Source organism: Pseudarthrobacter raffinosi (genome assembly GCF_023913735.1).
Classification (GTDB): Bacteria; Actinomycetota; Actinomycetes; order Actinomycetales; family Micrococcaceae; genus Arthrobacter; species Arthrobacter raffinosi.
In genome coordinates, this window is the sequence record NZ_JAMXBH010000010.1 from 43,847 (window position 1) to 69,282 (window position 25,436).

27 protein-coding genes and 1 pseudogene are annotated in these 25,436 nt (G+C 65.0%); 17 read left to right on the top strand and 11 right to left on the bottom strand.

All coding sequences use genetic code 11. The features are described 5' to 3' along the window. Window positions 1-57: 57 nt before the first annotated feature. From NG698_RS10710 to NG698_RS10725, 4 genes are all read right to left on the bottom strand, one after another. Complete coding sequence (locus NG698_RS10710; protein WP_252609669.1) at window positions 58-1,407, bottom strand: MFS transporter; 1,350 nt, start codon at window positions 1,405-1,407, stop codon at window positions 58-60. A gap of 369 nt (window positions 1,408-1,776) precedes the next feature. Next, the gene (gene uraH / locus NG698_RS10715) at window positions 1,777-2,118 is read right to left on the bottom strand and encodes a hydroxyisourate hydrolase (protein WP_252609670.1); all 342 of its coding nucleotides are present in this window, start codon (window positions 2,116-2,118) and stop codon (window positions 1,777-1,779) included. Then, window positions 2,115-2,612, bottom strand: a complete 498-nt coding sequence (gene uraD / locus NG698_RS10720) for a 2-oxo-4-hydroxy-4-carboxy-5-ureidoimidazoline decarboxylase (protein ID WP_252609671.1) — start codon at window positions 2,610-2,612, stop codon at window positions 2,115-2,117. The genes uraH and uraD overlap by 4 nt, the downstream gene beginning before the upstream one ends. A 280-nt stretch (window positions 2,613-2,892) precedes the next feature. Then, window positions 2,893-3,864: a matrixin family metalloprotease gene (locus NG698_RS10725; protein ID WP_252602900.1), complete on the bottom strand. Its 972-nt coding sequence runs from the start codon at window positions 3,862-3,864 to the stop codon at window positions 2,893-2,895. Between the two features lie 208 nt (window positions 3,865-4,072). Here NG698_RS10725 and NG698_RS10730 point away from each other — a divergent pair, with 208 nt between their 5' ends. From NG698_RS10730 to NG698_RS10770, 9 genes and pseudogenes are all read left to right on the top strand, one after another. After that, on the top strand, window positions 4,073-4,846 hold the full coding sequence (locus tag NG698_RS10730) for an oxygenase MpaB family protein (protein ID WP_252609672.1): 774 nt from the start codon (window positions 4,073-4,075) through the stop codon (window positions 4,844-4,846). A gap of 125 nt (window positions 4,847-4,971) precedes the next feature. Next, window positions 4,972-5,508 (top strand): PadR family transcriptional regulator, encoded by a 537-nt coding sequence (locus tag NG698_RS10735; protein ID WP_252609673.1) that lies wholly within the window; start codon window positions 4,972-4,974, stop codon window positions 5,506-5,508. Between the two features lie 18 nt (window positions 5,509-5,526). Further along, window positions 5,527-5,961: pseudogene (locus NG698_RS21960) on the top strand (ABC transporter ATP-binding protein); the annotation flags it as partial. A gap of 94 nt (window positions 5,962-6,055) precedes the next feature. Then, a complete protein-coding gene (locus NG698_RS10745; protein WP_252609682.1) occupies window positions 6,056-7,075 on the top strand; it encodes an FtsX-like permease family protein in 1,020 nt (339 codons plus the stop codon). 18 nt (window positions 7,076-7,093) lie between these two features. Then, the gene (locus tag NG698_RS10750) at window positions 7,094-8,392 is read left to right on the top strand and encodes an ABC transporter permease (protein ID WP_252609683.1); all 1,299 of its coding nucleotides are present in this window, start codon (window positions 7,094-7,096) and stop codon (window positions 8,390-8,392) included. 192 nt (window positions 8,393-8,584) lie between these two features. Next, entirely contained in the window at window positions 8,585-9,631 is a 1,047-nt protein-coding gene (locus NG698_RS10755; RefSeq protein ID WP_252609684.1) for a metallophosphoesterase family protein, read from the top strand. Window positions 9,632-9,720: 89 nt separating this feature from the next. Beyond that, the gene (locus NG698_RS10760) at window positions 9,721-10,761 is read left to right on the top strand and encodes an LLM class flavin-dependent oxidoreductase (RefSeq protein WP_252609685.1); all 1,041 of its coding nucleotides are present in this window, start codon (window positions 9,721-9,723) and stop codon (window positions 10,759-10,761) included. Between the two features lie 120 nt (window positions 10,762-10,881). Continuing rightward, a complete protein-coding gene (locus NG698_RS10765; RefSeq protein ID WP_185261628.1) occupies window positions 10,882-11,061 on the top strand; it encodes a hypothetical protein in 180 nt (59 codons plus the stop codon). Window positions 11,062-11,157: 96 nt separating this feature from the next. Next, window positions 11,158-11,430, top strand: coding sequence for a hypothetical protein (locus tag NG698_RS10770; RefSeq protein WP_252609686.1), 273 nt, complete (start codon window positions 11,158-11,160; stop codon window positions 11,428-11,430). 69 nt (window positions 11,431-11,499) lie between these two features. On the opposite strand, the gene NG698_RS10775 is transcribed toward NG698_RS10770, so the two are convergent. Both NG698_RS10775 and NG698_RS10780 read right to left on the bottom strand, forming a co-directional pair. After that, window positions 11,500-12,798 (bottom strand): Nramp family divalent metal transporter, encoded by a 1,299-nt coding sequence (locus NG698_RS10775; protein ID WP_308293030.1) that lies wholly within the window; start codon window positions 12,796-12,798, stop codon window positions 11,500-11,502. A 115-nt stretch (window positions 12,799-12,913) separates the two neighbouring features. After that, window positions 12,914-13,849: a dihydrodipicolinate synthase family protein gene (locus NG698_RS10780; protein ID WP_252609687.1), complete on the bottom strand. Its 936-nt coding sequence runs from the start codon at window positions 13,847-13,849 to the stop codon at window positions 12,914-12,916. 164 nt (window positions 13,850-14,013) lie between these two features. Between NG698_RS10780 and NG698_RS10785 the strand changes: the two genes are divergently transcribed. Together NG698_RS10785 and NG698_RS10790 are read left to right on the top strand one after the other, a co-directional pair. Beyond that, window positions 14,014-15,054: a LacI family DNA-binding transcriptional regulator gene (locus NG698_RS10785; RefSeq protein WP_252609688.1), complete on the top strand. Its 1,041-nt coding sequence runs from the start codon at window positions 14,014-14,016 to the stop codon at window positions 15,052-15,054. A 114-nt stretch (window positions 15,055-15,168) separates the two neighbouring features. Further along, entirely contained in the window at window positions 15,169-15,852 is a 684-nt protein-coding gene (locus NG698_RS10790) for a DNA alkylation repair protein (protein WP_252609689.1), read from the top strand. A gap of 84 nt (window positions 15,853-15,936) precedes the next feature. Here NG698_RS10790 and NG698_RS10795 read toward each other — a convergent pair whose 3' ends face one another. Next, the gene (locus NG698_RS10795) at window positions 15,937-16,134 is read right to left on the bottom strand and encodes a hypothetical protein (RefSeq protein ID WP_058931239.1); all 198 of its coding nucleotides are present in this window, start codon (window positions 16,132-16,134) and stop codon (window positions 15,937-15,939) included. Window positions 16,135-16,319: 185 nt separating this feature from the next. Next, the gene (locus tag NG698_RS10800) at window positions 16,320-16,862 is read right to left on the bottom strand and encodes a TspO/MBR family protein (RefSeq protein WP_252609690.1); all 543 of its coding nucleotides are present in this window, start codon (window positions 16,860-16,862) and stop codon (window positions 16,320-16,322) included. A gap of 183 nt (window positions 16,863-17,045) precedes the next feature. Here NG698_RS10800 and NG698_RS10805 point away from each other — a divergent pair, with 183 nt between their 5' ends. Both NG698_RS10805 and NG698_RS10810 read left to right on the top strand, forming a co-directional pair. Continuing rightward, window positions 17,046-17,378 (top strand): ArsR/SmtB family transcription factor, encoded by a 333-nt coding sequence (locus NG698_RS10805; RefSeq protein WP_252609692.1) that lies wholly within the window; start codon window positions 17,046-17,048, stop codon window positions 17,376-17,378. Between the two features lie 12 nt (window positions 17,379-17,390). After that, on the top strand, window positions 17,391-17,888 hold the full coding sequence (locus NG698_RS10810) for an SRPBCC family protein (protein ID WP_252609694.1): 498 nt from the start codon (window positions 17,391-17,393) through the stop codon (window positions 17,886-17,888). A 92-nt stretch (window positions 17,889-17,980) separates the two neighbouring features. On the opposite strand, the gene NG698_RS10815 is transcribed toward NG698_RS10810, so the two are convergent. Beyond that, window positions 17,981-18,691, bottom strand: coding sequence for a molybdate ABC transporter substrate-binding protein (locus NG698_RS10815; protein ID WP_252609696.1), 711 nt, complete (start codon window positions 18,689-18,691; stop codon window positions 17,981-17,983). A gap of 150 nt (window positions 18,692-18,841) precedes the next feature. On the opposite strand from NG698_RS10815, the gene NG698_RS10820 reads away from it, so the two are divergent. Both NG698_RS10820 and NG698_RS10825 read left to right on the top strand, forming a co-directional pair. After that, the gene (locus tag NG698_RS10820; RefSeq protein ID WP_252600244.1) at window positions 18,842-19,315 is read left to right on the top strand and encodes a MarR family winged helix-turn-helix transcriptional regulator; all 474 of its coding nucleotides are present in this window, start codon (window positions 18,842-18,844) and stop codon (window positions 19,313-19,315) included. Window positions 19,316-19,397: 82 nt separating this feature from the next. After that, entirely contained in the window at window positions 19,398-20,873 is a 1,476-nt protein-coding gene (locus tag NG698_RS10825; protein ID WP_252609698.1) for an MFS transporter, read from the top strand. 129 nt (window positions 20,874-21,002) lie between these two features. Here NG698_RS10825 and NG698_RS10830 read toward each other — a convergent pair whose 3' ends face one another. Beyond that, entirely contained in the window at window positions 21,003-22,295 is a 1,293-nt protein-coding gene (locus NG698_RS10830; protein ID WP_252609700.1) for an MFS transporter, read from the bottom strand. Window positions 22,296-22,319: 24 nt separating this feature from the next. Then, the gene (locus NG698_RS10835) at window positions 22,320-23,540 is read right to left on the bottom strand and encodes a M20 metallopeptidase family protein (protein ID WP_252609701.1); all 1,221 of its coding nucleotides are present in this window, start codon (window positions 23,538-23,540) and stop codon (window positions 22,320-22,322) included. Window positions 23,541-23,684: 144 nt separating this feature from the next. Here NG698_RS10835 and NG698_RS10840 point away from each other — a divergent pair, with 144 nt between their 5' ends. Both NG698_RS10840 and NG698_RS10845 read left to right on the top strand, forming a co-directional pair. Then, a complete protein-coding gene (locus NG698_RS10840) occupies window positions 23,685-24,722 on the top strand; it encodes an Lrp/AsnC family transcriptional regulator (protein WP_252600247.1) in 1,038 nt (345 codons plus the stop codon). A 97-nt stretch (window positions 24,723-24,819) separates the two neighbouring features. Then, the gene (locus tag NG698_RS10845) at window positions 24,820-25,413 is read left to right on the top strand and encodes a DnaJ family domain-containing protein (protein WP_252609703.1); all 594 of its coding nucleotides are present in this window, start codon (window positions 24,820-24,822) and stop codon (window positions 25,411-25,413) included. Window positions 25,414-25,436 lie beyond the last annotated feature (23 nt).

A 25,436-nucleotide genomic window follows, 5' to 3' on the forward strand; every position in this document is an offset into this window, starting at 1 on the left:
CGGCCGGTGTCCGGCCTTTCGGCGGTACAGGCCGTCGGGCCGGCCCGGTCAGGCGAGTTAGACCGGGAGGCGCTTGTTGTAGTTCAGTGTCAGCACGGAGACGCCCATGATGACCGCGGATCCTACAAAGTACAGCAGTGCCCAGGTGTAGGAGCCCGTGGCCCCGACAATCAGGCCTACCACAATCGGGGTGACGAAGCCCGCGATGTTGCCGCTGAAGTTCATGGCGCCGCCCAGGACGCCGGCATTGGTCCGGCCGCCCAGGATGGAGGGGATGCTCCAGAAGAGGCCCACCCAGCGGAGGAAGAACATGACCACGGACAGCAGGACTACCGCCGTCGTCGGATCCGCCACGATGGTGACGCCTACCAGGCCGCCGATGACCACAACGCTGGAGATGCCCAGCAGGGTACGCATGACCAAGTTGGCCGAGGCGCCGGAGTTGCGCCACTTGTCGGCGATGTGGCCGCCCAGGATTTCACCGACGAAGCCGGCTCCGAAGATCACGAAGGTGGACCAGCCGATGGTCTTCAGGTCGAAGCCCTTGGCCTGGGCGAGGTAGAGCGGGCCCCAGGTGAGCAGGCCGTAGAACACACCGTTGAAGCCCAGCCAGCCGAAGCACATGGCCCAGAAGGAACGGAACTTCAGGTACGGGAGCAGGGCGCGCTTGCCCGAGGCGCCTTCCTTCGCGGCTTCGGCATCTTCCGCGGTGTGCGAGGCCTCAATGTATTCGGCCTCGGCGGCGTTGACGCCGCGGTGCTGGCGCGGGTTGTCCCGGACGTACCACCAGACGGCCAGACCCATGAGGACCGTTGCGGCGCCGGCGATGATGAACGCCGTGCGCCAGCTGCCGGTTGACGCGATGAGCCCGGCGATCAGGATGCCGCCCAGACCGGCCCCGAGGGGGGCGCCGGCGTCCAGGATGGTGGCGCCGCGGCCGCGTTCCGACTTGTGCATCCAGATGGCGTTGAGCTTGCCGCCGGCCGGCATCACGCCGGCTTCGGTGACGCCGATGCCGAGCCGGGCGATGAACATGCTCAGGAAGCCGCCGGCCAGGCCGGATGCGGCGGTTGCCGCACCCCAGCCCACGCAGGAAGCCGTCATGACCTTGCGCGGACCGAACTTGTCGATCAGCCAGCCGACCGGGATCTGCATGAGCGCGTAGGTCCAGAAGAAGGCTGAGAGTAGGAGGCCCACGAGCTCGGGGGCGAGATTGAATTCCTTCTGGATGATGGGGAGGGCCACCGAGATGGAGCCCCTGTCGATGTAGTTGACGGCGACGAGGACCAGCAGGAGCAGGAACATTTTCCAGCGGACGTTGGTGCGACGTTGCACGCCGTCCTTGCCGGTTTTGCCGGTTTTGTCGTCGGGGAGCGGTACGGCGGTTTCAGTATTTCGAAGAGACACAACTTCTCCTTTGCAGAGAGGGAGATTGCAGACGGGAAGAAAGGCTTGAGTGTTCGCGGGGCAGGAGGCCGCTGGTGGGGCGTCCTGGAGCCTAAATCCGGAGAAGCCGGGCTATGAACTGCGGCCTGGGATCCGGATCGCGATCTTTTGGGATCCCAATTTGGGATCCCAAAATTTAGAATAGAAGTGACCCGTGCCACTGTCAAGGAATTTGTTCCGTTATGGCCCACCCGGGCTAAATCACCGATTGTGACTGCGGCGGGTGTGTGGATCCTGCCGGCGGGGCGGGACGATCGGCGCGCGAAAGGGCCCGCGGCGACGCCGCGGACCCTTCCTGTCGTCTCAGTTTTCCGGCAGGGGCCGGTGAGCTCAGCTGCCCCGGTACGTGGAATACGCGAACGGGCTGAGCAGGAGCGGCACATGGTAGTGGGCTTCCGATTCCAACACGCCAAACGTGAGGGTCACCTCCGGGAAGAACGTTTCGGTGCCGGTGGTGGCGTAGTACTTGCCCGTGTCGAACGCCAGGCGGTAGGTCCCCGAAGGCAGCCGGTCCGGTCCCAGCTGTTTGATGCGCCCGTCCGCGTCGGTGGCACCCCCGGCGATCCGGACCCAGCTCTCGCCGTCGAGCACGTGGAGGGTTACCGGGACCTCGGCCGCCGGTTTTCCGGAGCCTGTATCGAGTACATGGGTGGTGACGTGGGAGGTGCTCATCTGCCCATCAGTCCTTCGAGTCGGAGCAGTGCGATTTCCCGCAACTGCTGGCCAATGATTGATTGTTCTGCTTCGGGGGTGTGGGCGAGCCTGGTGTTGAGGGCGGCCAGGATCTCCTCGCGGCTGCGGCCGGCGGCGCGGATCAGGAACACCTGTCCGAACTTCTCCTCGTAGGCCCGGTTGCCTTCCGCCAGGGCCTCGGCCACGGCAGCGTCGGCCACGCCCAGTCCGGCCTGTTCCGACTGGGACAGCTTCGCTTCCGCGCTGTCACCCGGCGCCCGCTCGCCGATCCGCGGATGGTGGGCGAGGGCCGCTTCGATCTCCGCCGGAGTGAAGGGGTTGGCTGCGCCGCCGCCCGCCGCCAGGAGCGCGTCGAGGCTGGAATAGGGTCGCGCGTCGGCGAGCTCGTCGATCCAGCGTTGGATGTCCAGGCAGGGGCGCAGGAAATCGGCAGCCTCCGGGCGGCCGGCCGTGTTGAACTGTTCAAGGTGCATAAAACAGATCCTCGTGTTTTGATGCTGGCATCCACGGTGTAGGGCTATGCGGATACTTAATTCCGCATCATGGAACTGTTATTTCAGCATATGCAAAAGTCAACCGCACGCACCGGCGGGTGTCAACTGCCGGGACGCTGCTTGGGTGATGCCCCAGCGGAAGGGGTAGCGCCCCCAACAGAAAGCGGACGACGGCGGGAGGTCCCGCCGTCGTCCGCTGACGGGCAAAGTCCGCTGACCCGCAATACGGTCAGCCGCCCCGCCGTGCTTACGCTCGGGGTTACAGCCGCGGGACACACTCCCCGGTTCCCAGCAGCGCCAGCCCGGCGCGGTCGCCATCGCCGAAGTCGAACTGCCCGCTGTTTTCCTCATGCATCAGTTGCGTGGGATCGTCCACGTGGTCCAGCCCCAGGACGTGCCCCAGCTCGTGCATGATGATGGCGCGGATGTGGGCAGGACCCTCCGGCCAGGTCAGTGTTTCCGCGAGGCCCGGCGCATCGAGGGTCACTTGGCCGGCGACGTACACATAGGGCTCGCCGGGAATATGGGCGTAGGCGCTACCACCGGTCCCTGCAACCTTCCCTGCCAGCTTGGGTGTTTCCGCCGGGGACGACCACGCAATAAGAATCGGCGCCCACTGCTTGCCGTAGCGCGCCGGCTGGTACGCTTCGCGGGCTTCGGATGGCGCCTCGGACGTGGTTCCGTCATCCACGAACTGCAGCCCCGAGGCCGCGGAAACTGCGGACACGGCCTCCTCGATAAGTACGTCTGTTCCTGGCGGCGCATTGTCTGGCCGGACCACGTAGTGCAGCGGACGGCAGGGGTCATAGGCAACAAAGGCCTGGCCCGGGTCCGGGGACTTCTGCAGGACATAGGCGGTGGATCCGCTGGTGGCTGGCGGCAGTCCGAGCGGGGCTGATGCGGCCTCAAACCCTGGTGGCGGCACTTTGGCGCCCGGCAGGTGGGGCATGGCTGCCGGCAACACAAACCGGTCGAAGAGGGTCGGCGTGAAATAGAGACCCACCACCAGGGCGATGCCCAGGACAGTGGCGGTGCGCGATCTCCACTTGCTCCCGCGGACTTTCCGGCGGTGGACGGTCCTCTTGGCCGAGATTGGCGAGATGGGGGCACCGCGCCACGGCTCGGGCGCTGGCGGCTTGCCCAGTGCCTCATCGATTGCCCACTGCGGAATGCGCCCGCTGGGCGAACGGCGGATGCGGGGAAACTCCCTGTCGCCAGAACCTGATTCCAACAGTTCCCCCTTGCGCTGCCGTGCCGTCTCCTTTGGTGGTTTGCCCAGCATAGTGGCGGTCCAGTTGATCCGTACGAAATTACCCGTGAAGTTCGGGGATACTCATCGATGGTCACGCAGACGGAATACATGTCTCCGTCCTTGAGGTAGCCCGCATTGACGGCGTCGCGGGGGAAGCAGCGGTTGCCTTCTCCGGTATCGTGGGTCCATGGTGCGGAACCTGGCCGACATCGGCGCTGAAGGTGTATTGCTCGCAGGGGCGGGCCGCGCCATCCTGCTGCAGATCGCGAACCCCGCGGTGGGCCATGGCGTCGCCGAGCACAGTGACTTTATTGCCCGTCCCCTGGACCGCTTCCGGGCTACCGTCACCTACGTCTACGCTGTGGTTTACGGAACCGAGGCCCAGGTTGCGGCCGTTCGCCGCAGCGTTAACCGGGCCCACTCCGCGGTCCGCCGCAAGCCCGACGCCGGCTCCCGCGGGTACAGCGCGTTCGATGCCCAGGCGCAATTATGGGTGGTGGCAACCTTGTACGACACCGCCATCACCATTTACGAGAAAATCTACGGCCCGCTCGACGACGAAGCGGCAGACTTCATGTACAGCGATTACGCAAGAATCGGCACCGTCCTGCAAGTGCCGGCGAACCTGTGGCCGGCCGACCGCGCAGCCTTCAGGACATACTGGGACACGTCCCTGCTGACACTGGAGCTGGACGCCGTCACCGCCGGCGTCGGCCGCGACCTCCTGTACCCGCCAGCCGGGCCACTCTGGCTGCGGATGAGTATGCCGCTGATCCGGTTCATCACCGCCGGGCAGCTGCCGGACCACCTGCGCGCCGGCTTCGGGCTGCCCTGGAGCGACCGCCACAGCCGCCTGTTCGACCGCACCACCCGGTGGTCCGCCCTGGTGTATCCACGGCTGCCGCGGCCGGTCCGGCACTGCGTCAAGAACTACTGCCTCGGCCGGCTCCGCACGGCTTAACGCAATCGGACGACGGCGTGAGGTCCTTGCCGTCGTCCGTCACGTAACCCCCTTGCATCATCAATACATATGGCCTATGCTTCTGTCCTATACATAGCAGGTTGCGCGGTAGGTTGGAGGTCACGGTGTCGCTTCGTCTGGGCATTCTGGGCCTCCTGACCAGCGGCCCCCTCCACGGCTACGAGGTCAAGCAACAGTTCGAGGACGTCCTGGCCGGCACGTGGGATCTGAACATCGGTTCCGTGTACCAGATGCTGCAGCGGCTTGAACGCGACGGGCTGGTCCAGCCGTCCGGAAGCCGGGGCGACCGCGGGCGGCAGGAATTTGTCGCCACGGAGGAGGGGCGCCGTCTTTTTGACGAATGGCTCGATAACCCTGACAAGCAGCCGGAGCTGCTCAGGGAAGAAATTTATGTGAAAGTGCTGCTCCTGGCCCTGCAAAGGGATCCGGACACGACGAGGATCCTCAAAGTCCTCGACAACCAGCGGCACGCCTACCTGCAGCGGCTGCGCGACCTGGCAGACCAGGAGCGCGCGCTGCAGGGCACGTCCAGCGGACAGGCAGGCTCGCCGCTGGCACTACTGTTTCAGGCTGGCCGGCTGCACACCGAGGCCAGCCTGAAATGGCTCGATGCCTGCGCGGAGCAGTTCAGCAGGAACTAGGTGAGTGCCATCGTCGTCATGCAGAACGTCAGCCGCCTCTTTGCCGAAAATTCGGGCGTGGCTGCGCTCGACGGCATTGACTTGGACATCGAACGGGGCGAGTTCACCGCCGTCGTCGGTCCATCTGGCAGTGGTAAATCGACCCTGCTCGACCTGATCGCCGGCCTGGACCGGCCCACCTCGGGCCGGGTGGAAGTGTGCGGGATTGACGTGGGTGAGGCCAGCGAGTCCGCCCTGGCGAGGCATCGGCGCAAGGGGGTCGGCTTTGTCTTTCAGTTCTTCAACCTGATCGAGAGCTTGACCGTCCTGGAGAATGTCATGGTTCCAACCGAACTTGCCGGCGTTCCCCGAAGGAAGGCCAAGGCCCGGGCGCAGGCCCAGTTGGAGGAACTCGGCGCGGCCGAGTTGGGGCGGCGGTACCCGGAGACGCTGAGCGGCGGCCAGCGGCAGAGGGTGGCCCTGGCGAGGGCACTCATCAATGCCCCGACGCTCATCCTCGCAGACGAGCCCACCGGCGCCCTCGACACCCGCTCGGGGCAAGAACGTCATGGAACTGCTGGCAGCCATGAACGAGTCAGGCCAGACCATCGTGCTCGTGACGCACGACATCAAGCTGGCCGCAAGCTACGGCCGGCGCATGCTGGCGCTCCGGGACGGTCAGCTGGCCGACGACACCACCCTGCTGCTGGACACCCGCCGGCCCTGGGAGCGTGCCTTCGAGGCCGCCGCCGGGCCCCATCTCGTCATGGAGTTCGATGCCGGCCTGGAGAGCAAGGGTGACATTGAAGCCACGGCCTCCCTTCCGGGCGTTGCCGTCCTTGGAAAGATCCAGGACAGCGTCGAGCTCCTCGGGCAGTCGGCAGGCGAGAAGGGCCCTATCCAGGTGGTCGGACGCACTGATCCCGGCGGCGACGTGGGCAAACTGTCCTTCGTGGAAGGCCGCTGGCCGCAACAAGCCGGTGAGATCGCCGTTACGCCACACGACGGCTGGAATCCTCCGGAGCTGCGCCTCGGACAGAATCTTTCACTCCCGACGGCGGCCGGTCCCGCCGAGTTCCGCATCGTGGGAGTGCTGATCGACCTAACTACGACGTCCGTCCGCGGCGAGATCCAGCGAGGATGGGTCCTGCCCACAGAGATGTCATCGCTGAGCAGTGCCGACGCCCCGCTACGGTACCTGGCAGGCTACAGGCTCGCCGGGGATGTCTCCGACAACGGGGTCGCGGCGGCTAAGGAAAGGATCGGGGCGGCCCTGGTTCCAGGGGCCCAGTCAGCTGAGCCCCTGAGCTGGCAGGACATGCGCAGCGGTTCCAACTGGTCTGTCGCGGCGTTCGGAGGTATCGTCTACGGCTTCGCGATCGTAATCCTGATCGCCGTCGCCCTGACCATTGCCAGCGTGATCGCGGGCACCGTACTCGCGGGCTACCGCGACTTCGGCGTCGCGAAGGCCCTGGGCTTCACCCCCTGGCAGGTCATGGGTCTCCTTGTGGCCCAGGTTGGCGTGCCGGCAGGAATCGGGCGGTATTCGGGCTGCCGTTGGGAATCCTGGGCGGTGCATATTTCCTGAGCGATATCGGCGATTCAGTTGGGCCTGCCGGCGCCTTCGGCGGTCAACCCGCCGCTGATCCTGCTCGTAGCTGCCGGATTCATGCTGCTGGTGGTGGCTGCCGCGGCCATGCCCGGCCTGCGGGCGGCTCGATTGAGTGCGGCGACCGCCATCAGCCGTGGCCGCTCGCCGGGCCTTGGGAAACTGTCCCGGCGGAGCTCAGCGATCGTCCGGATGGGCCTGCCCAGGCACTTCGGGCTCGGCGCCGCTGCCGTGGGTGACCGGCCGGTGCGGGCACTGCTCACGGTCGTTGGGGTCGCAGCGTGCATGGCTGCACTGACGTTCGCGGCCACGTTTGGCCCCACCATGGATGGATTCATCAAGGACCGGGGCACCTGGGGCGGGGCGCAGGACGTCACCGTGTTCAAAGCACCCGGCGGCTCACCTGATCAAGTGCAGACACTTCTTTCCCAAAGTCCGGAGATCGCCTTCTCCGTAAAGTCCTCCGGAGCCCGTTACGTCATGCCTGGCCAAGCCAAGGCACTCGCTGTCATGGGCGTGCATGGTGACGCCGAGGCCATGGGATTCCGTGCCGCCAAGGGCCGCTGGTTCGCCGCACCGGGGGAGGCCGTCATGAACGCCTTCACCGCCAAGGAGCTCGGTATAAAGCTGGGCGACACCGTGAGGGGAACTGTCAGCGGCACGGAGATGAGGCTTACGGTGGTGGGCCTGATGAACGATATCGAAGTCCGCGGGTTTCGCGTCGCCTGGAGCACCCTTGCCGCCGCGACACCCCACATGCAGCCTGATACGCATCTCCTCCGGCTGAAGGAAAGCGTGAGCCATCAGGAGTTCGTGGATTCACTCAACGCCCAGGCAGGCGATTTGATGCTGGCGACCTTCCTCGGCTACGAAGCAGACATGACACCGATCGACCGCACCATCGGCGGTTTTTCGGCGGTGATCGTTTTGTTGGCCGTGGTGGGAACGTTCAACACGACGCTGCTGGCCATGCGGGAACGGCTGCGCGACACCGCTATCCTCAAGACGCTTGGCATGACCGGGGCACAGATCACCGGCATGGTCTTCACCTTTGCAGGAATACTTACCGTGGCGGCCACCGCCGTGGGGATACCCCTGGGCCTGTGGATGCAGGAGAAAGTCATCAACGACGGCATCGGAGCAGTCTCCGGGTTCGTCGTGGACGTCGGGATTCTCGACGTCAGGAGTGTTGTCCTGATCGTGGCCGGAGCCCTCGCCGTAACGTTCCTGGGCGCGCTTGTCCCGGCCCGCCGTGCGCGCCGCTTGCCGGTGGCAGCGGTGCTGCGCTCCGAGTAGCGAGCAAGAACTGAAGCGGACGACGGCGGGACCTCCCGCCGTCGTCCGTTTTGCTCACTGGGCCACTCGCTGTTCATTGCGCCGAAACCGCAGGGCTGCTGCACGTTATTCCGCGTCGGGAAGTCTTTTCACGCCCCCGCTTGCACGCTTCGCGGGCGGAATCACCGCAGAAACCCGAGTTAGGAAATCCCCATGCGCCTGAACAGTTTCACCACCGCCGCCGCAGTGGCCCTCATCGCAGCCAGTGTTGGCACCGGGATCCAGCCCGCCGCTGCCGCCGACGATGCGGCCGACAGCCAGCAGGCGTTCAGCTTCGGCGTCATTGGCGACATCCCCTACGGCGCTGCCGAAATCGCGAAGTTTCCGGCGCGCATCCAGGACATCAATGCCGACAGCGCGCTGAAGTTTGTCACCCACGTCGGTGACATCAAGAACGGCTCTTCCGTCTGTTCGGATGAATACTTCCAGCACATCCGCGCCGAGTTCGACACCTTCGAGCACCCGCTGATTTTCACGCCCGGCGACAACGAATGGGTGGACTGCCACCGGACCAATAATGGCGCCTACAACCCGTTGGAACGCCTGGACAAGCTGCGCGAAGTCTTCTTCAACGAACCTGGCAAGACCCTGGGTGCCACGATGCCCGTCAAGACCCAGGAGAAGTTGGGCCTGCCCGAAGACGTCCGCTTCACGCAGAACCGCGTGGCCTTCTCCGTGGTCAACGTCCAGGGCAGCAACAACTCGCTCCAGCCGTGGACCGGCCTGGGCGAAATTGCCGCTACCCCCGAGCAGTTGGCTGAAGTGGAGCACCGGACCCAGGCCGTCCTGGCGCAGCTGCGCGAGACCTTCAGTGACGCCACGCGCCGCAACGATCGGGCAGTGGTCCTGATGACCCAGGCTGACATGTTCGATCCCGCCCTGCTCGACGCCGCCCTGGCCAACCCGGAAGCAGTCTCCGGCTTCCGCGAGATCGTCCGGACCATCGTCGAGGAAACCAACCGCTTTGACGGCCCGGTCTATCTCCTCAACGGTGACAGCCACGTCTACGCCGAGAACCAGCCCCTGGCCGAGGGCTCACCGTGGCTGACGGTTTACGGCCAGACCGCCGCCGACGACCTGCAGCGCATCACCGTCGACGGCTCCAACAACGCCACAAATTACGTCAGGTTCACCGTGGCCGGAAACGGCGCCAAGGGCGCTGACATCCTGTCCTGGGAAAAGGTCGCCTTCAGCGGCTAGTACCAAAGATGAGCGGACGACGGCGGCACCTCCCGCCGTCGTCCTCCCACCTCCGGAATGAATCCAGAAGATTGAATGTTCAACCAAACATGGACTTTGGCATCTTTACCTTCGGCGAGCTTTCCCGCAACATCAGCACCGGCAACGCGCTGTCACCCCAGCAGCGGCTGAAAGAGGTCATCGAGCTGGCCAAACTGGCGGACCAGGCGGGCCTAAAATTCCTGGGCCTGGGCGAGCACCACCGGCGCGACTTTGCCCTGTCCGCCCCCGAAATCGTGCTGGCGGCCATCGCCCGGGAAACCACCAACCTCCGGCTCAGCACCGCAGTCACGGTGCTGTCCACGCAGGACCCGGTGCGGCTGTTCGAGCAGTTCGCCACGCTTGACCTGATCAGTGACGGCCGCGCCGAAATCATCGCTGGCCGCGGGGCGTTCATTGAGTCCTACCCGCTGTTCGGCCACAACACCGAGGACTACGACGGCCTGTTCGACGAGAAGCTGCGCATGCTCCTAGAGCTGCGGGACAAGGCCACCCTGGACTGGACGGGAAACCTTACGCAGAGCATTCCGGGCATGGACATCGCGCCCCGCCCTGTGCAGGAAAGGCTTCCCGTCTGGGTGGGCGTGGGCGGGACGCCGGCCAGCTTCGCCCGGGCGGGAAGGCTTGGGCTGCCGCTGTTCATCGCGCTGCTGTCCGGGCCTGAGCGGTTCCGCCGGCTTGCGGAGCTCTACCGCCACAGTGCCGACGAGGCGGGCCACGATGGAGCAAGCCTGCCCATCGGCGTGGGTGGGCACTTCTACACGGCGCCCACATCACAGCATGCACGGGACACCTTCTATCCGCATTGCCGGGCCTATTTCGAACAGAACATGCCGCGCGCCGTAGACCATTTTCCGCGTTCCACTTTTGACGACTGGGCCGAGCCGGGCGGCGGACTGCTGGTGGGAAGCCCGCAGCAGGTCACCGAGAAACTCCTCGGGATCCACGAAACCCTGGGCAACAGCCGGTATATGGCACAGATCGGCCTCGGCGGCCTGCCGTTCGCTGAAACGGCCCGTTCCATCGAGCTGCTGGCCACCGAAATCATGCCGGCCGTGAACCGTGAGATCGGCACTGCGAACTTGGGCTGAGTGCGGATAGCGGACGACGGCGGGAAGTCCCGCCGTCGTTCTTCCTCACCTTCGGTGCCTGGCACATTGATGGTAGCCGTGACACGCCATCTTTCGGCGTCCCCGTAACGAACCCCTGTCATGAACTATTACAGCCAAGCGGCGCAGGAACGCGTTCGGGACGCCGCATACGACGCAGTGGAGAAAGTCCTCAACAGCATGTTCGAACCGTTGAACCGGCAGGCCCTCACTGCCCGCTGGAACCAGGCCTGCGAAGCCATGGCGAAGCACCTGGAAGCGCGGGACACCGGCGAAGAGTAGGGCGCCTACTTTCGGCGTCTGGCCGCCGTGGAACCGACGTTCTTGTTCAACGAGGTCTCGAATAGGATTGACGGAGGATCGATATCGAGGGTTTGGATGTCTTTGAAGGTCACAACCACAACGCTCCAGATGCTTCAGCCGCCTGCCTGGACGGCCCGCCCTTTGCCGGATGACGCACGTCTGGACCGGGCTGTTGGGGTCACGCCGGAGTATGCCCGGTTCCTCTATGGCCTGGTCGGCGGGCCATGGCACTGGACGGATCGGCTCGAGTGGACAAGGCAGCAATGGGCCGAGGAGCTCGCGGTGCCGGGGACAGAATTCGTCGACCTCCCGCAGGTGGCCTGTGTCCCGAAGGCAACCACTACCTAACTAACGAAAGCGGACGACGTCGGGAGGTCCCGGCGTCGTCCGCTTCTACGTTCCGACTCTTGGCAGGTTTCAGCCGATCAGTGTGGTGATCAGTCTGATGGAGGAGGCGATGATGGTTATGAGTCCGATGGCGCCGAGGAGGTTGTGCCACCACCTGTTGCGGAGGTCTCCCATAATGGAGGTTTTGTTGGCCATGATGACGATCAGTACCCCGAGCAGTGGGGCGATGAGCACGGTGAGGGATTGGGCGATGACGATCAGGCCTACGGGTGAGGCCTGAAACGAGAGGGTGATGACCAGGCCGAAGGCCAGGATGACTCCTGTGAAGATGCGGGCGGTGGCTGATCCTGCCTGGGCTCCGCGACCGAGGGCGTCGGAGAGCATGGTGCCGCCGGCGGTGGCGTTGGCAATCATGGATGAGAAGGCTGCTCCGGAGAGGCCGAGGGCGAACACCATCGCGCCGATGGGACCTGCCAGGGGCGTGAAGACGGAGGCGAGGGCGTTAATGGTCCCTGCTTCGGCGCCGGTTTTGCCGAGCACGGCCGCGGCGACCATGATGACGAGGGCGGTCATGATGCCGGGGGCGACGATGCCGGGGATGGTGTCCACGAGGGTGATGTCGCGGTAGTCGGCGCGGGAGCGGCGGTGTTCCTTGATGCCGTATGAGGTGTAGAAGGCGGCGTTGATGGAGAAGTTGGTGCCGACCAGGGCGACGACGAGGATTTCACTTCCTGGCGGCAGGCTTGGAATCAGGCCTTCCATGGACCGGTACCAGTCGGGCTGGGCTACCACGGTGCTGGCAATGAAAGCCAGGCCCATGAGGACGACGATGACCAGAAGGGCTTTTTCCACGATTCCGTATACGTTGCGGAAGGCCAGGACGAAGCCGACGGCGGCGGTGCAGACCACGGTCCACAGCACCGGGGAGCCGCCGAAAATCAGTGAGAGTCCCAGGCCGGAGCCGACAGCGTTGCCGACGGAGAACATGAGCGTGATTCCAAAGACGCCGAATCCTGCCAGCACTCCGACCCATTTGCCGAGGTGGTCTTTGATAGAGGTGATCAGGGAGGCGGGGGTCGCGATGCCGAGGCGGACGCTCATGTCGGTGAAGAAGATCATGAGGATGGTGGAGACAGCGATGACCCAGACTAGGGTGTAGTCGAACCGGCTGCCGGCCTGCACGGCGGTGGTGAGGTTGCCGGGTCCGAACTGCCACGCTCCGACGACGAAGGCCGGGCCCATGAGGGCGAGGTAGCCGAGGAATGTCCGGCGTTTGGCCGGTGCGGCCTGGGCCGGGCTGCTATCGGTGTTGACCATTTGTCCTCGGTGGGCGTGCGGGGAGGCGATGGTCTTGTTCGGCTCGCGCATTGCGAGTCCTCCTTCTACAGCGGCTTTGCTGTGGTCGTCGTTGACCTAATTGGAGAATAAAGCATTAGGGGGTCAGGGTGGCGGGCTGTGCCCGCCACCCTGAGGGATCCGGAGATCAGGCGGGAACGGTGACGCTGCCAAGGTCAGCGGACTTCAGGGCCAGTGCGATTTCGTCGCCGGCTCCTTCGGCCAGGGGAAGCAGCGGCGGGCGCACGGTGGCGTGTTCGAGGATGCCGCGGGCGACGAGGCCTTCCTTGAGGGCGACGGTGCCTTCCATGTGGGATCCGCGGTGGTAGACGTTCTTGGTCACCGGCAGCAGGCGGTCGTGGATGGCGCGGGCCGCGGCGTAGTCCTTGGCCTTGCCGGCGGCGATGAGTTCCACCAGCGGTTCGGGAGCGAGTCCGCCGTAGCCGACCAGGGCGCCGTCCACGTCGAACATGGTGTGCAGCAGGTACTCGTCGTGGCAGGTGAGGATCTGCAGGTCCGGGTAGGTTTCGCGCAGGACCGGGATTTCGGTGTCCCAGCGCTTCATGTTCCGGACACCGTTCTTGGTGGCGAACACGCCTTCCATGCCGGCGATCTCCAGCTGGGTCTCCAAGTCGTAGGTTGCTTTGGTGGCGTCCGGGTACTGGAAGAGAATCAGCGGCAGGCCCGAGGTTTCGTAGATTTCCTTGTAGCGGGTCTGCGGTGCGCCCTTCTGGTAGCCGAAGCGGAGCCAGCCGTGCGAAGGGTAAACGAGCCCTGCGGAGGCGCCGGCTTCGACGGCACGCTTGGCCTCGAGGGCAGCGACGGTGTTTCCCTCACCGGTGATGCCGGCGATGATCGGGATTTCGCCGTTGACGGCGTTCTTGAATTCCCGGATGACCAGCGCCTGCTCGTCCTGGGTCAGGAAGGTTCCTTCACCAGCATGGCCGAGAACGACGAGGCCCTTGACGCCTTCGACGCTGGCCAGCCAGCCACCGAGGCGGTGGATTGCGTCTACGTCGACACTGCCGTCACGGTTGAACGGGGTTATAGGTGCGGGAACGAGCCCGCGGAGATCGATGGTCATGAGAGCTTCCTCTGTCGGTTGGATCGGTAGTCCCGCTAGAATGTGAGAACGTTTGCGGGAACGTTTTCATTCTGCGGTGTGGTTCACCTCACTGTCAAGGGGAAAGTTCAGACCCGGAAGGAAATAGAGTGTCTAGTAACACCATCCCGAACAGGAGAATTCGCATGGAACCGGCTGTCCCAGGCACGAATGTCACGCTCAGGGACGTTGCTGCGGCCAGCGGGGTGAGTCTCTCCACCGCCAGCCGGGCGCTGGATGAGCGGGGAACTGCATCAAAGTCGGCTGCGGCTGCCCACGTCCGGAAGGTCGCCCAGGAGTTGGGCTACCGCCGGAACTCCTTCGCCTCCAACCTGCGCCGGGGTGAAACCCGCACCCTCGGCGTACTTGTTCCCCGGCTGAGCGACACCGTCATGGCGCTGATGTTCGAAGAGTTGGAGCGCGCCGCAGCGGACCGCGGCTACTTCGCCATGGTCGCCACCAGCGGGGACGATCCGGACGACGAACGCCGAGCCGCGGAAACGCTTCTGGACCGGAACGTCGACGGCCTCATCCTGGCCACTGCGCGGCTCGATGATGAGCTTCCCCGCCTGCTGCGCAAACGCGGCGTTGCGCATGCCCTGATCTTGCGCACCGACGGCGAAAGCCCTTCCGCACTCGGGGACGATGAAGTGGGCGGCTATCTGGCGGTACGGCACCTCATTGATCTGGGCCACCGCGACATAGCCGTCGTCACCGGCCCCTCCTTCACCTCCACAGGCATCGCCCGCCTGGCCGGTGCCAGGAGAGCGATGCAGGAAGCGCGCATCGAGGAGCGGGACGAATGGCTGGTTGCCGCCGGCTACGGCATCGAAAATGGATACTCGGCAGGTGAATCGCTGCTGTCAGTAAAGGGCAGGAAGCGGCCAACTGCAGTGTTCGCTGCAAACGACAACATCGCCATGGGTATCATGGCGGCCGCCCACCGGTTCCGCATCACCGTCGGAGAAGACCTTGCGCTGGTCGGCTACAACGACATTCCGCTCTCAGCGATGCTCCCCACGCCCCTGTCGTCTGTCCGCGTCCCCCTCGACCAGATTGCGGGGACCGCCATAGACCTGATCGTCAACCCAAGCAAGGAACCCCGCATACGCCGGGCTATGCCAACACTCATCCCACGCGAATCCAGCGGTTCCTCAAAGCATTTTGCGGGAACCGTCCGAGCGTAGGCTTCTCGGCGAGGCCGACGCACCGGACCGCTCATGACCTCCGCGATGGACGGGACTCTTGCCCGCCGGCAGCCGTAGGCTGGAACCGACAAAAGGGTGACCGAAAGGGTGACAATGTCGGAGACGATAACGGCCGGGCTGCTGGGCGAAGTGATGGCCGAGCTGGCCGTGCTTGAGGACCCGAAGATGCGCGAGGCGAACGAGAAGCGCGGCGACGACCACGGCGTGAACCTGTCCAAGCTGCGCGCGGTCGCGAAGCGGCTGAAGACCCAGCAGGAACTCGCGCGCGAGCTCTGGTCCACGAACGACACTCCGGCCAGGTTGGTGGCCCTGCTGATCTGCCGGCCAAAGGCCTTCGAACGCGACGAACTGGACACCATGCTCCGCGAGGCGCGCGCCCCCAAAGTGCACGACTGGCTCGTGAATTACGTCGTGAAGAAGAGCCCGCACGCGGAGGACCTGCGCGTGGCCTGGATGGCTGATCCGGATCCGGTGGTCGCCAGCGCCGGCTGGGCCCTGACCAGCGAACGGGTGGCGAATACGCCCGCAGGGCTCGACCTCCCTGGGATGCTGGACATCATCGAGGCCCAGATGAAGGACGCCCCGGACCGGCTGCACTGGGCCATGAACCACACGCTGGCCTTCATTGGGATCGAGCATCCCGAGCACCGGGCCCGGGCGCTCGATATCGGCGAACGGCTTGAGGTCCTCAAGGACTACCCGACGCCCCCGAACTGCACGTCACCGTTCGCGCCGATCTGGATCAACGAGATGGTGAGCCGCCAGGCCACCGCGTAAGGCTGTCAGCCCGGAAGCAAAACGAAAGCGGACGACGCCGGGAACCTCCCGCCGTCGTCCGCTTCAGTTTTAGCCGTGAACCGATCAGACGGTGGCGAGCTGGCGTTCCTGGCCACGGACGCTGACCGTGAAAGTGTTGGGGCCGCTGCACTGGACCGCAATGCGGCATTTGGTGGTGTTCGCCTTGACCGAGAGGTCGTGCACAATGCTCTCCAGGGTGTGCTCAATCGCAGACCGGTCCCAGATTTTCAGCGTGATGGAGTCAGTGTTTTCAAACGTCATTGTCAGTACTTTCGCTCATGCAGTTAACGGCTCCGCGTCGTCCTTGAGGGGGCCGCATCCTCGTCGGTGAGGATTGCTGATCTTGGTAGTGCGGGAACGGGGTCCCGATCTCATGGTTCATGCTTGCCGCCGACATTTGCAACAGAAATGGCGAAAGTGTGAGCGATTACACGCTCGCGCCGGCTTTAGTTACTGACGGCGGCGTAAAGGTTCAGGGACGCCGAAAATACCAGCCACGAGACGTTCGGCAGCATCAGCAGTCCGGCCGTTGGGCTGATGGGTCCGAAGCGCAGAACTGTCAGGGCTGCTGTGAGGATGAGGGCGGCGAGGACGGCCAGGGCCAGCCAGAGCGCCGCGGTCCCCAGCAGGGGATACAGGCCGAAGAAGGTCAAGGGCCAGAGCAGGTTCAGGGCCAACTGGAGTCCGTAGAGCCTGAGCGCGCGGCGGCGCGGGAGGCGCCGCTGCCGCCACACCAGCCAGGCCGCCACGGCCATTGCCGCGTACAGGACCAGCCAGACCGACGTGAACATCAGCCCGGGAGGCGTCCAGGGGGCCTTGTCCGCCAGGGCGTACCAGCCGCCGGCAGCCGTTCGGATCGGGAGGGACCCCAAGAACGACACGGCCCAGGAAAGCGCGAGGAAGCCGACCATGGCGGCAACCTGCCGGCGTCGGGACGGCCCGTCCGGGACTGCCGGACCTTGCGCTTCGTTGGGGACAGTGTCAGGCACTGACCCACTGTGGACAATGGCGGGTACCCGCGTCAAACCCGGAGGCATCGGAGGTCTCCGTCAGGGTCCCTTCGAGATGGCATTTCGCGGCAATAGTGACCGGCGGAACTGCCGTTAAATGCCACCTCGCGGAACGCATTCAAGCCTTGACACCCTGCCGCCCCGGGAGTATCGTACAACCAAATGGTTGTAGATCAGCTCAGAGACGCGGACGTGGACCGCCTGTTCCAGGCGCTCGCGGACGCCACGCGGCGGGACATTGTCCGGCGGGTGACGGTGGGGGAGTATTCCGTCTCCGGCCTCGCCGCCCTCTACGACATGAGTTTCGCCGCCGTCCAGAAGCATGTGGCGGTGCTGGAGCGGGCTTCCCTGGTAACAAAGGAGAAGCGCGGAAGGGAGCAGATTGTGCGGGGTAACCACGAAGGACTGCAGAAGGCCCGCCGGCTGCTCGACGAGTATGAGGCGATCTGGCGGCAGCGTGCCGGGCGAATCGCGGACATTCTGGCTGAAGGATAGGAAGGTTTTGTAATGCCTGTTATCAGTTCCACCAAGAATCTCGAAGCGCTCAGCTTCACCCTCGTGGCCGAGTTCGACGCCGGCGTCGAGCAGGTCTGGCAGATCTGGGAAGACCCGCGCCAGTTGGAGCGCTGGTGGGGTCCGCCCACCTGGCCGGCGACGTTTGAGGCGTTCGACTTCCAGCCCGGCGGGAAGGCCGGCTATTACATGACCGGCCCCGAGGGGGAGAAGGCCGGCGGCTGGTGGCGCTTCACCGCCATCGAGGCGCCGCGCAAGCTCGAGTTCGACGACGGCTTCGCCGATGACGACGGCGCCCCTAACAAGGCCATGGGAGTCACCCATGCCGCCGTTGACCTCGAAGACCTCGGCGGCCGCACCCGGATGACCGTCCTGTCCACCTTCGAGTCCGAAGAGCAGATGGAACAGATGGTCCAGATGGGCATGGAAGAGGGCATGCGGGAGGCTGCTGGCCAGATCGACGCCCTGCTCGCGGAGCACGCCCGCGCCTGAGTAACGCTGACGGTTTTCACGCAAGAGGAAAGAGCATGACGGCGGGACGTCCCGCCGGCAGACTCTCCCCTTTGCGTCGGGGTACTGATGCTCTAGGCGGGTTCCAGCACGTTGGTCGAATAGGCCGCGAGGGCCCCGGGGCTGTGCAGGAAGTCGCGGAGCGCCGTGGCGCCTGCCACGCGGAACGCTTCGCTGCCCAGCGCCGTGGAGAAATCCGTGTACTCCTGGACCGCCGCGGGCAGGGGGCCAACGATTGCCGCCTCCGGAACGAGGACCAGTTCGCTCAGTTGATGGATCGCAATGTCGGCCCGGCCGTCCAGCAGCGCCACGGCCGTGGGCCCAGCATCAATGACGGTGGCCCGGGCCTTGACCTGCTCCGCAATCCCCAGCCGTTCCAGCAAGCCGGCGAAATAGATGCCGCTGGGGCCGCTCCGGGAATAGGCCACGGAGCGGGCCGATGTCACGGCGGCGATGAAGGCCTCCACGGTGCTGATGTCTGGAATCTGCGCGTCCGGCGGAACTGCCACACCGATACCGGTCCGGGCGACAGGCCTGGGGTCCGTCAGGATGTTGGCTTTGACGAGGTCCGCGAGTGATCCGGTGATGCCTGCCATGACGTCGGGCCGGGCCCCGGATTCGATCCGCGTCAGCAAGCGGAAGGTGGGCTCGAAGACCGCCTCTACAGGCGTCCCGCCGGCCTGAATGTATGCCGGAAGGATGACGTCCTGGACTGCCTGCTTGAGCGCAAAGGCGCAGAAAAGGGTGAGGGGCCTGGCGTCCTCGCTGGCAGCGTGAGAGTCCATGGGAGTCCTTAGGGTAGTGGGTAGTGCGCGCTCCCACCAGACTTACCTTGTGGGAGCGCGCATTGTTATTTGTTAAGCCCCGGACATGGCTGCTTCCTGCCCGCGGAGTAGCCCTGAAGGGCAGTCCCGCATCGCCCCTATGCTTGGAGGATGGCAAGCCTCAGCAGCACTGAACAGCAACCGGATGCCGACAAGACCCGGGATCTGGCGGTGGCCATCCTCGACATCTCGTTCGAAGTGCACCGAAAATCCCACGACGGCACCGGCGTCCTCCCTCTCTCCAGCGGACTGCTGGACATCATCCGGGTCATCGAACGCCACCCCGGCATTACGGTGGCCGAAGTGGCCGCCCGTCTCGGCAGGCAGCTCAGCAATGTGAGCGCGCAACTGCGGGAGCTCGTTGCCCTGGGCCTGGTGACGCGCACGCGGGACGTGGCCGACAAGAGGTATGTGGTGCTTCATCCCACGCCCGAGGCGCAGCGCATCAGGGCCGTCCTGGAGTCGGCGTGGGCAGAGGCGCTGGAATCCGCCGGGTCGCGGCTGCTGCCGGCGGAGCGGGAGCAGCTTGCCGCAAGCCTGCCGGCACTGGAGCGTCTTGCCGGCTTCCTCGCCGAGCCCGAGTAGCGGACATCACCTCAAGCGGGTCTTTTCTGCGCCCTGAAAGTACTTATACTTATATAAGTATTAGGACTTTGAAGGGTGAAAAATGGGCGCGGCAACACAGACGGCGGAACCAGACGCAAAACAGGAGGGCAGGCCAAGAGGCCAGTGGGGGGCTCTGGTCTTCCTGGCCCTGGCACAGTTCATGGTGGTGCTTGACGGCACCATCGTGAACCTGGCGCTGCCGCGCCTGCAGATCGAAATGGGCGTCAGCGACACCACGCGGTCGTGGGTGGTCACGGCCTACGCCCTCGTGTTCGGCGCCTTCCTGCTGCTCGGCGGACGTGTCGCGGACTTCTGGGGGCGCAAGCGGACCTTCATCGTCGCGGCCGCAGGCTTTGCCATTGCGTCGCTGGCCGGCGGCATCGCGCAGGAAGCCTGGGAACTGATCGGCGCACGTGCGCTGCAGGGTCTCTTCGCTGCCCTGTTGGCTCCGGCGGCACTGGCGCTGCTGACTGTTTCCTTCCCCGGCGGCAAGGACCGCGGTACGGCCTTCGCCATCTTCGGATCCATCAGCGGCGTTGGTGCGGCGGTGGGCGTCCTGTTGGGCGGGTTCCTCACGGACTACATGTCATGGCGCTGGACGTTCTTTGTGAACGTGCCCATCGCCATCATTGCCCTGGTCGGCGTGATATACATGGTCCGCGAGAGCAAAGCGGCAGGCCCTGCCAAGTACGACTGGCCCGGTGTCGTCCTGGCAGCCCTTGGCCTGGGATCTCTGGTGTACGGCTTCACCAATGCCGAGCATGGCTGGGGCGCGCCGGAGGCACGGGGCTTCATCTTTGCCGGTGTGGTGCTGCTGGTGCTGTTTGTCGCCGTCGAAAAGAAGGTCAAGCACCCGCTCCTTCCCCTGCGTGTGGCGACGGAACGCAACCGGGCGGCGGCCTTCCTGGCGGCGTTCCTCTCCGGTGCGGTTCTCATCGGCGGCATCCTGTTCATCAACTTCTACATCCAGATCGTGCTGGGCTTCGCGCCGTTCATCGCCGGGATCGCATCCCTGCCCATGACGGTGGTCCTCATCGTCACCGCGGCCCTGGTGGCCAAAAACCTGCCTAAGCTGGGTGCGAAAATCCCCACCGCCGTCGGGCCTGCCTTTATGGCGGCGGCCATGCTCTGGCTGACCCAGGTCACTGCCGAGGGGACCTATGCGGTCAACATGCTGCCGGCGCTCATCCTGATGGGCATCGGCCTGGGCATGGTGTTTGTGCCCATGCAGAATCTGGCCCTGTTCAGTGTGGACAAGGATGACGCCGGCGTGGCCAGTGCGTTGGTCAACGCCTCGCAGCAGATCGGCGGCTCACTCGGCATCGCCCTCTTCAGCACCATCGCCGCCGCAGCAACCGCGGCCGCCGGCGCTGCCGGTGGCAGCCAGATGGTTGCGCTTTCCGCCGGCTACTCGTCGGTCTTCCTCTGGGCCGCCGGCGTGGCCATCCTGATCGCGCCGCTCGCACTCCTGCTGATCACCATCACCAGGGAAACGTTCAGCGGCAGCGACGAGGACCAGCCCATCCACCTGGGCTGAGTCTCCTCGCCGGGGCACGCGCCCCACACAAAAGACGCCGACGGCGGGACCTCCCGCCGTCGGCGTCTCTTGTGTCGTTGTGGCCGCCCTGACAGTGGCAACCATGGAGCTTTGCCGGGCTGGAACAGATCAGTGCGTCAGGTCCTTGCCCTTCGTTTCCGGGATGGTGAACACAACCGCGATGCTGACGGCCAGCAGAAGTACCGCATAGACGTTGAAGAGGTTGGCTTGCCCAATCGAGCCGAGCCAGGCCTGCAGGTACGGTGCCGTTCCACCGAAGGCTGCAACCGCGATGGAATAGGGGACGCCCACACCAACGGTGCGGATTTTGGTGGGGAACAGCTCGGCGTACACGGCCGGTACGATCGCGGCCGCTCCTGCGATGAAGAACAGCATGACGGACATGGTGACCGTGAGCTGCCACGGGGAGTCCTTCAGCAGCCAGGTCATGGGGAAATGGAACAGCGCGGCGCCGGCGGCGCTCATGATCATGACGGGCTTGCGTCCAATGCGGTCCGACAGCTTGCCCCAGAACGGAAGTGCGGCGATGAACAGTACATTGGCTATAACGCTGGCCCAAAGGGTCTCTCCGCGGTCCATCTTCAGCACAGACGCGGCGTAGCTGGGCGTCACGATACCCCAGATGTAGTAAGCCACGGTCAGGCCGACGGTCAGTCCGATAACCTGCAGGGCCTGCTTGCGGTGCCGGTAGATCTGCGGCCACATCGGCTCGTGCTTTTCCTTGGGCGGTTCTGCCTCGAAGACCGCGGTTTCCTTCAGTCGCGCCCTCATGATCAGGGCGTACAGGCCCATGATGCCGCCGATGATGAACGGGATCCGCCAGCCCCAGGCGCCCATGTCAGCCTTGCTCAGGACGTTGGACAAGGTGGCGCCAAGGATGGTTCCGGCCAGGATACCGACGGTGCCGGAGGTGTAGATGAGCGTTGCCCAGAAGCCGCGCTTTTCCCTTGGTGCCATTTCGGAGAGGTATGTCTGCGACGACGGCAGCTCGCCGCCGTGGGCAAGGCCTTGGATCAGGCGGGCCACCAGCAGCATGACTGAGGCAAAGGCCCCGACGGCTTCGAAGGTCGGTGCGATACCGATCAGCAGGCTGCCCAGAGCAGCGAGCCCGACGGCGAACGTCATGGACGTCTTGCGGCCGATCCGGTCACCGATCCAGCCGAACACGAAGCCGCCGAATGGGCGGGCGACAAAGCCGACGGCGAAGATCGCCAGCGTGGCGAGGAAGGCCGACGTCGGATCCTCCTTGCTGAACAGGGCGCTCGCGATAAAAGGCGCGAAGGTTGCGTAGATGGCCCAGTCATACCACTCGACGGCGTTGCCGATGCCGGTGCCGACGAGGGTGCGCAGGTGGGACTTGTGAACCTGGACGTCTGCTGGGACGCCTGCAGTTGTGGTCATTGTGTACTCCAGGATTTGAGGGTTTTAGTGGGCCGAAGCCAAGGCTGCGATGCGGGAGACGGCCAACTCGGTGTAAAGAGCAGTTCCGTCGGACAGGACGCCGTCGTCAAAGGCGGCGTATGGGGAGTGGTTGAAAGCGGTGGTGGTGTGGTCGGCGCCGGGGGCGACGGCGCTGAGCCCGATAAACGTCCCGGGTACTTCCGCCAGCACCCTCGAAAAATCCTCGGATCCACTGAGCGGGGTGGCCCAGCGGGTGAGGCGCGAGTGTCCAAAGAGGTTTTCGATGGTCTTCTCCGCGGTGCGCGTTTCGTCGTCGTCGTTGACGGTGAGGGGGTACTCGTGACGGTAGTCGACGTCCACCTCAAGGCCGTGGGCAGCGGCGATGCCCTTCAGCAGCGTGGGAGCGGCGGTCATCATCCGCTCCCGGGAGGCATCCGAGAAGGTTCGGATGGTGGCTTCGATGCGCGCCGATTCCGGAATGATGTTGCGCTTCGTGCCTGCCTGGAGGACGCCCACCGTCAGGACCACGGGATCGAACATGTTGAACTGGCGGGTGATCATGACCTGCAGGGCTGTCACCATTTCTGCGGCCGCCGTGACGGGGTCCTTGGCCGCGTGCGGGGCCGAGCCGTGGCCGCCGGCGCCCAGAACCGTGACGGTGAGGGCGTCCGAGGCGCTCAGCATCACGCCCGGTTTGGTGCAGAACCGGCCATGCGGCTCCAAGGCGGAAAACACGTGCATCCCATAGGCGGCGTCAACCCGGCGCCCGGCCGCGTCCAGCACGCCTTCGCGGATCATGTGGCCCGCCCCGTCAAAGCCTTCCTCGCCCGGCTGGAACATCAGCACGACGTCGCCGGCCAGCTGGTCCCGGCGCTCGGCCAGAAGCGTGGCTGCTCCGGCGAGCATGGCGGTGTGGAGGTCGTGGCCGCACGCGTGCATGGCGCCGTCGATCTTGGACGCGAACTGGACGCCGGTGCGTTCCTGGACGGGGAGGCCGTCCATGTCGGCCCGCAGGAGGACCGCTGGTTTCGTTGCCGATGCGTGCGGCGCGGTGCCGCGCAAGACGGCCGTGACCGACGTCGTGCTCTTGCCCAGGGTGATTTCGAACGGCAGGCCGTCGAGCGCCTTGAGGACTTTTTCCTGGGTCCGGGGGAGGCCCAGGCCGATCTCCGGTTCCTGATGCAGCTCGTGACGCAGCCGGCCAAGGTCGGCCTGCAGATCCTTCGCATCGGTGGTGATTGACATCTACTCTCCTAATTTCTGAACGTTTGGTCAGCGACCTGATCCCATTGTGTGGTGATGTGGTTCACAGGCTGGGAAATAGCTGAAAAAAATCAAAAGTATAATGGATACGGCAGGATTCATTCACCAGAGATAGAAGCGTGCGAAGTGGTACTCAGCGAGGAAGACCTTGCCCTGATCAACGTGCTGCAGGTCGCGCCGCGGATCAGCTGGTCGGATGCAGCCAATGTGCTGGGAGTGCACGCCACAACGCTGGCTGCGCGCTGGGACAGGCTGAGATTGTCGGGGGCGGCCTGGACGACGGCCCACCTGATCGGCGATCCCAAAAAGATGTGCCTGGCACTGGTGAGCGTGGATTGCGAAATGCGGTTGCGCGCGGAGGTGACCGCGGCGCTCGCCGCCATCCCTGAGGTGGTCACAGTGGAAGAGGCGGCAAGCAACAGGGACCTCATGCTGACGGTCATAGCGCCCACCTTGGCCCGGTTCACGGATCATGTCCTTCCGCGGTTCAAGGAGATCCGCGGGTTGGTGAAGTACCGGACCTCGCTGGGTACCCGTCTGCACTCCGCTGGCCATGCGTGGCGGCTCAATACCTTGGACAAGGCGAAGCAGAATGCGCTTTCGGCCGTTGCCAGTCCTGAAGTCACCGGTTCGGCAGCCTCGAGACCCGGGGCGCCACTGCCGCCCAGCCACCTGGATCTGATCCCGTTCCTGGCGCGGGACGCGCGAGCGAGCGCAGCGGACATCGCGCGCAGCCTGGGCCGGAGCCCGGCGACGGTCCAGCGGCAGCTCAACAGGGTGGTATCCAGCGGGCTGCTGTCCTTCCGTTGTGAAATTGCCCAGAATCTCTCCGGCTACCCGGTGAGCTGCCAGTGGTTCGCCAACGTGCCGCCGGGCCAGCACGAGGCCGCGGCCGCTGAACTCCGCAGCCTCCGCACTGTCCGGTTCAGCGCGTCCACCACCGGAGGCACAAATTTTGTGATCCTCATGTGGCTGAATTCGCTGGCCGATGTGATGAACGCCGAATTGGCCCTCCAGCAACGCATCCCGCAGATCGAGCTCGTGGAGAGCGTCGTGATCCTGAGCAGCGCCAAGCGGATGGGCTGGATGCTGAACCCGGATTCGACGGCGAGCGGCGCCGTTGTGGTCTCAACCGCGGAGCTGCCGTCCGTAGGGTTCCCCTGAGCTTCCAAGCGGCTGCCATTGGCACCGTTGAAATCAGATGCGGACGCTTGAATACTGGAAAAAAGACCCGATTCAGGCACGGAGGCGGTGGCATTCTATGAGCGGCGGGGCGGGGTATTTCAAGCGCCGGCTGGAACGGGCCGCAGAAGTGCGCTCCTACCGCGGTGCGGGGATCAGCGCTGAAGAAGAGGCCGAACTCGAGGCTGCGGAGGCGAAGGGCCGGGGCAAGCGCAAGAAGGTGGACGATGCCCAGCGGGCGGAGTATCTGATCCGGGACGCCATGGCACAGGGCAAATTCGACAACCTCAAATACGCCGGCAAGCCCATCCCCGGGCTGGGGGAGCCCTACGATCCTGACTGGTGGGTGAAGGGCCTGATCCAGCGCGAGAACATCAGCGGGCTGGGCCCCAAAGCCATCCTGCTCCGCACCGAAGACGCCGAACTGGACGGCCGCCTTGATGCCCAGTTCACCGAAAAGCAGGTCCGGGACATCCTCGCTGACTTCAACGCCCGGGTGATCGACACCCGACGCCAGCTCCAGGGCGGCCCGCCCGTCATCACCAAAACGCGGGACGTCGACGCCGAGGTGGCGCGCTGGCACGAACGCCGTGCCGCCCGCGCACAGGACGCCCTGCCTGAACCGGAGCCGCAGCGCTCCTGGTGGCAGCGGCTCTGGCGCGGCACCACATAGCTGAGCGGGCGAGAGTAGCTGAG

Excerpts from the sequence above, each read along its gene's own strand:
- uraH (WP_252609670.1), bottom strand. The coding sequence starts at position 2,118 with ATGAGCACCTCCCACGTCACCACCCATGTACTCGATACAGGCTCCGGA.
- uraD (WP_252609671.1), bottom strand. The coding sequence starts at position 2,612 with ATGCACCTTGAACAGTTCAACACGGCCGGCCGCCCGGAGGCTGCCGAT.
- NG698_RS10730 (WP_252609672.1), top strand. The coding sequence starts at position 4,073 with ATGGTGCGGAACCTGGCCGACATCGGCGCTGAAGGTGTATTGCTCGCA.
- NG698_RS10745 (WP_252609682.1), top strand. The coding sequence starts at position 6,056 with ATGGAACTGCTGGCAGCCATGAACGAGTCAGGCCAGACCATCGTGCTC.
- NG698_RS10755 (WP_252609684.1), top strand. The coding sequence starts at position 8,585 with ATGCGCCTGAACAGTTTCACCACCGCCGCCGCAGTGGCCCTCATCGCA.
- NG698_RS10760 (WP_252609685.1), top strand. The coding sequence starts at position 9,721 with ATGGACTTTGGCATCTTTACCTTCGGCGAGCTTTCCCGCAACATCAGC.
- NG698_RS10765 (WP_185261628.1), top strand. The coding sequence starts at position 10,882 with ATGAACTATTACAGCCAAGCGGCGCAGGAACGCGTTCGGGACGCCGCA.
- NG698_RS10770 (WP_252609686.1), top strand. The coding sequence starts at position 11,158 with ATGTCTTTGAAGGTCACAACCACAACGCTCCAGATGCTTCAGCCGCCT.
- NG698_RS10775 (WP_308293030.1), bottom strand. The coding sequence starts at position 12,798 with ATGCGCGAGCCGAACAAGACCATCGCCTCCCCGCACGCCCACCGAGGA.
- NG698_RS10780 (WP_252609687.1), bottom strand. The coding sequence starts at position 13,849 with ATGACCATCGATCTCCGCGGGCTCGTTCCCGCACCTATAACCCCGTTC.
- NG698_RS10785 (WP_252609688.1), top strand. The coding sequence starts at position 14,014 with ATGGAACCGGCTGTCCCAGGCACGAATGTCACGCTCAGGGACGTTGCT.
- NG698_RS10790 (WP_252609689.1), top strand. The coding sequence starts at position 15,169 with ATGTCGGAGACGATAACGGCCGGGCTGCTGGGCGAAGTGATGGCCGAG.
- NG698_RS10795 (WP_058931239.1), bottom strand. The coding sequence starts at position 16,134 with ATGACGTTTGAAAACACTGACTCCATCACGCTGAAAATCTGGGACCGG.
- NG698_RS10805 (WP_252609692.1), top strand. The coding sequence starts at position 17,046 with ATGGTTGTAGATCAGCTCAGAGACGCGGACGTGGACCGCCTGTTCCAG.
- NG698_RS10810 (WP_252609694.1), top strand. The coding sequence starts at position 17,391 with ATGCCTGTTATCAGTTCCACCAAGAATCTCGAAGCGCTCAGCTTCACC.
- NG698_RS10815 (WP_252609696.1), bottom strand. The coding sequence starts at position 18,691 with ATGGACTCTCACGCTGCCAGCGAGGACGCCAGGCCCCTCACCCTTTTC.
- NG698_RS10820 (WP_252600244.1), top strand. The coding sequence starts at position 18,842 with ATGGCAAGCCTCAGCAGCACTGAACAGCAACCGGATGCCGACAAGACC.
- NG698_RS10825 (WP_252609698.1), top strand. The coding sequence starts at position 19,398 with ATGGGCGCGGCAACACAGACGGCGGAACCAGACGCAAAACAGGAGGGC.
- NG698_RS10830 (WP_252609700.1), bottom strand. The coding sequence starts at position 22,295 with ATGACCACAACTGCAGGCGTCCCAGCAGACGTCCAGGTTCACAAGTCC.
- NG698_RS10835 (WP_252609701.1), bottom strand. The coding sequence starts at position 23,540 with ATGTCAATCACCACCGATGCGAAGGATCTGCAGGCCGACCTTGGCCGG.
- NG698_RS10845 (WP_252609703.1), top strand. The coding sequence starts at position 24,820 with ATGAGCGGCGGGGCGGGGTATTTCAAGCGCCGGCTGGAACGGGCCGCA.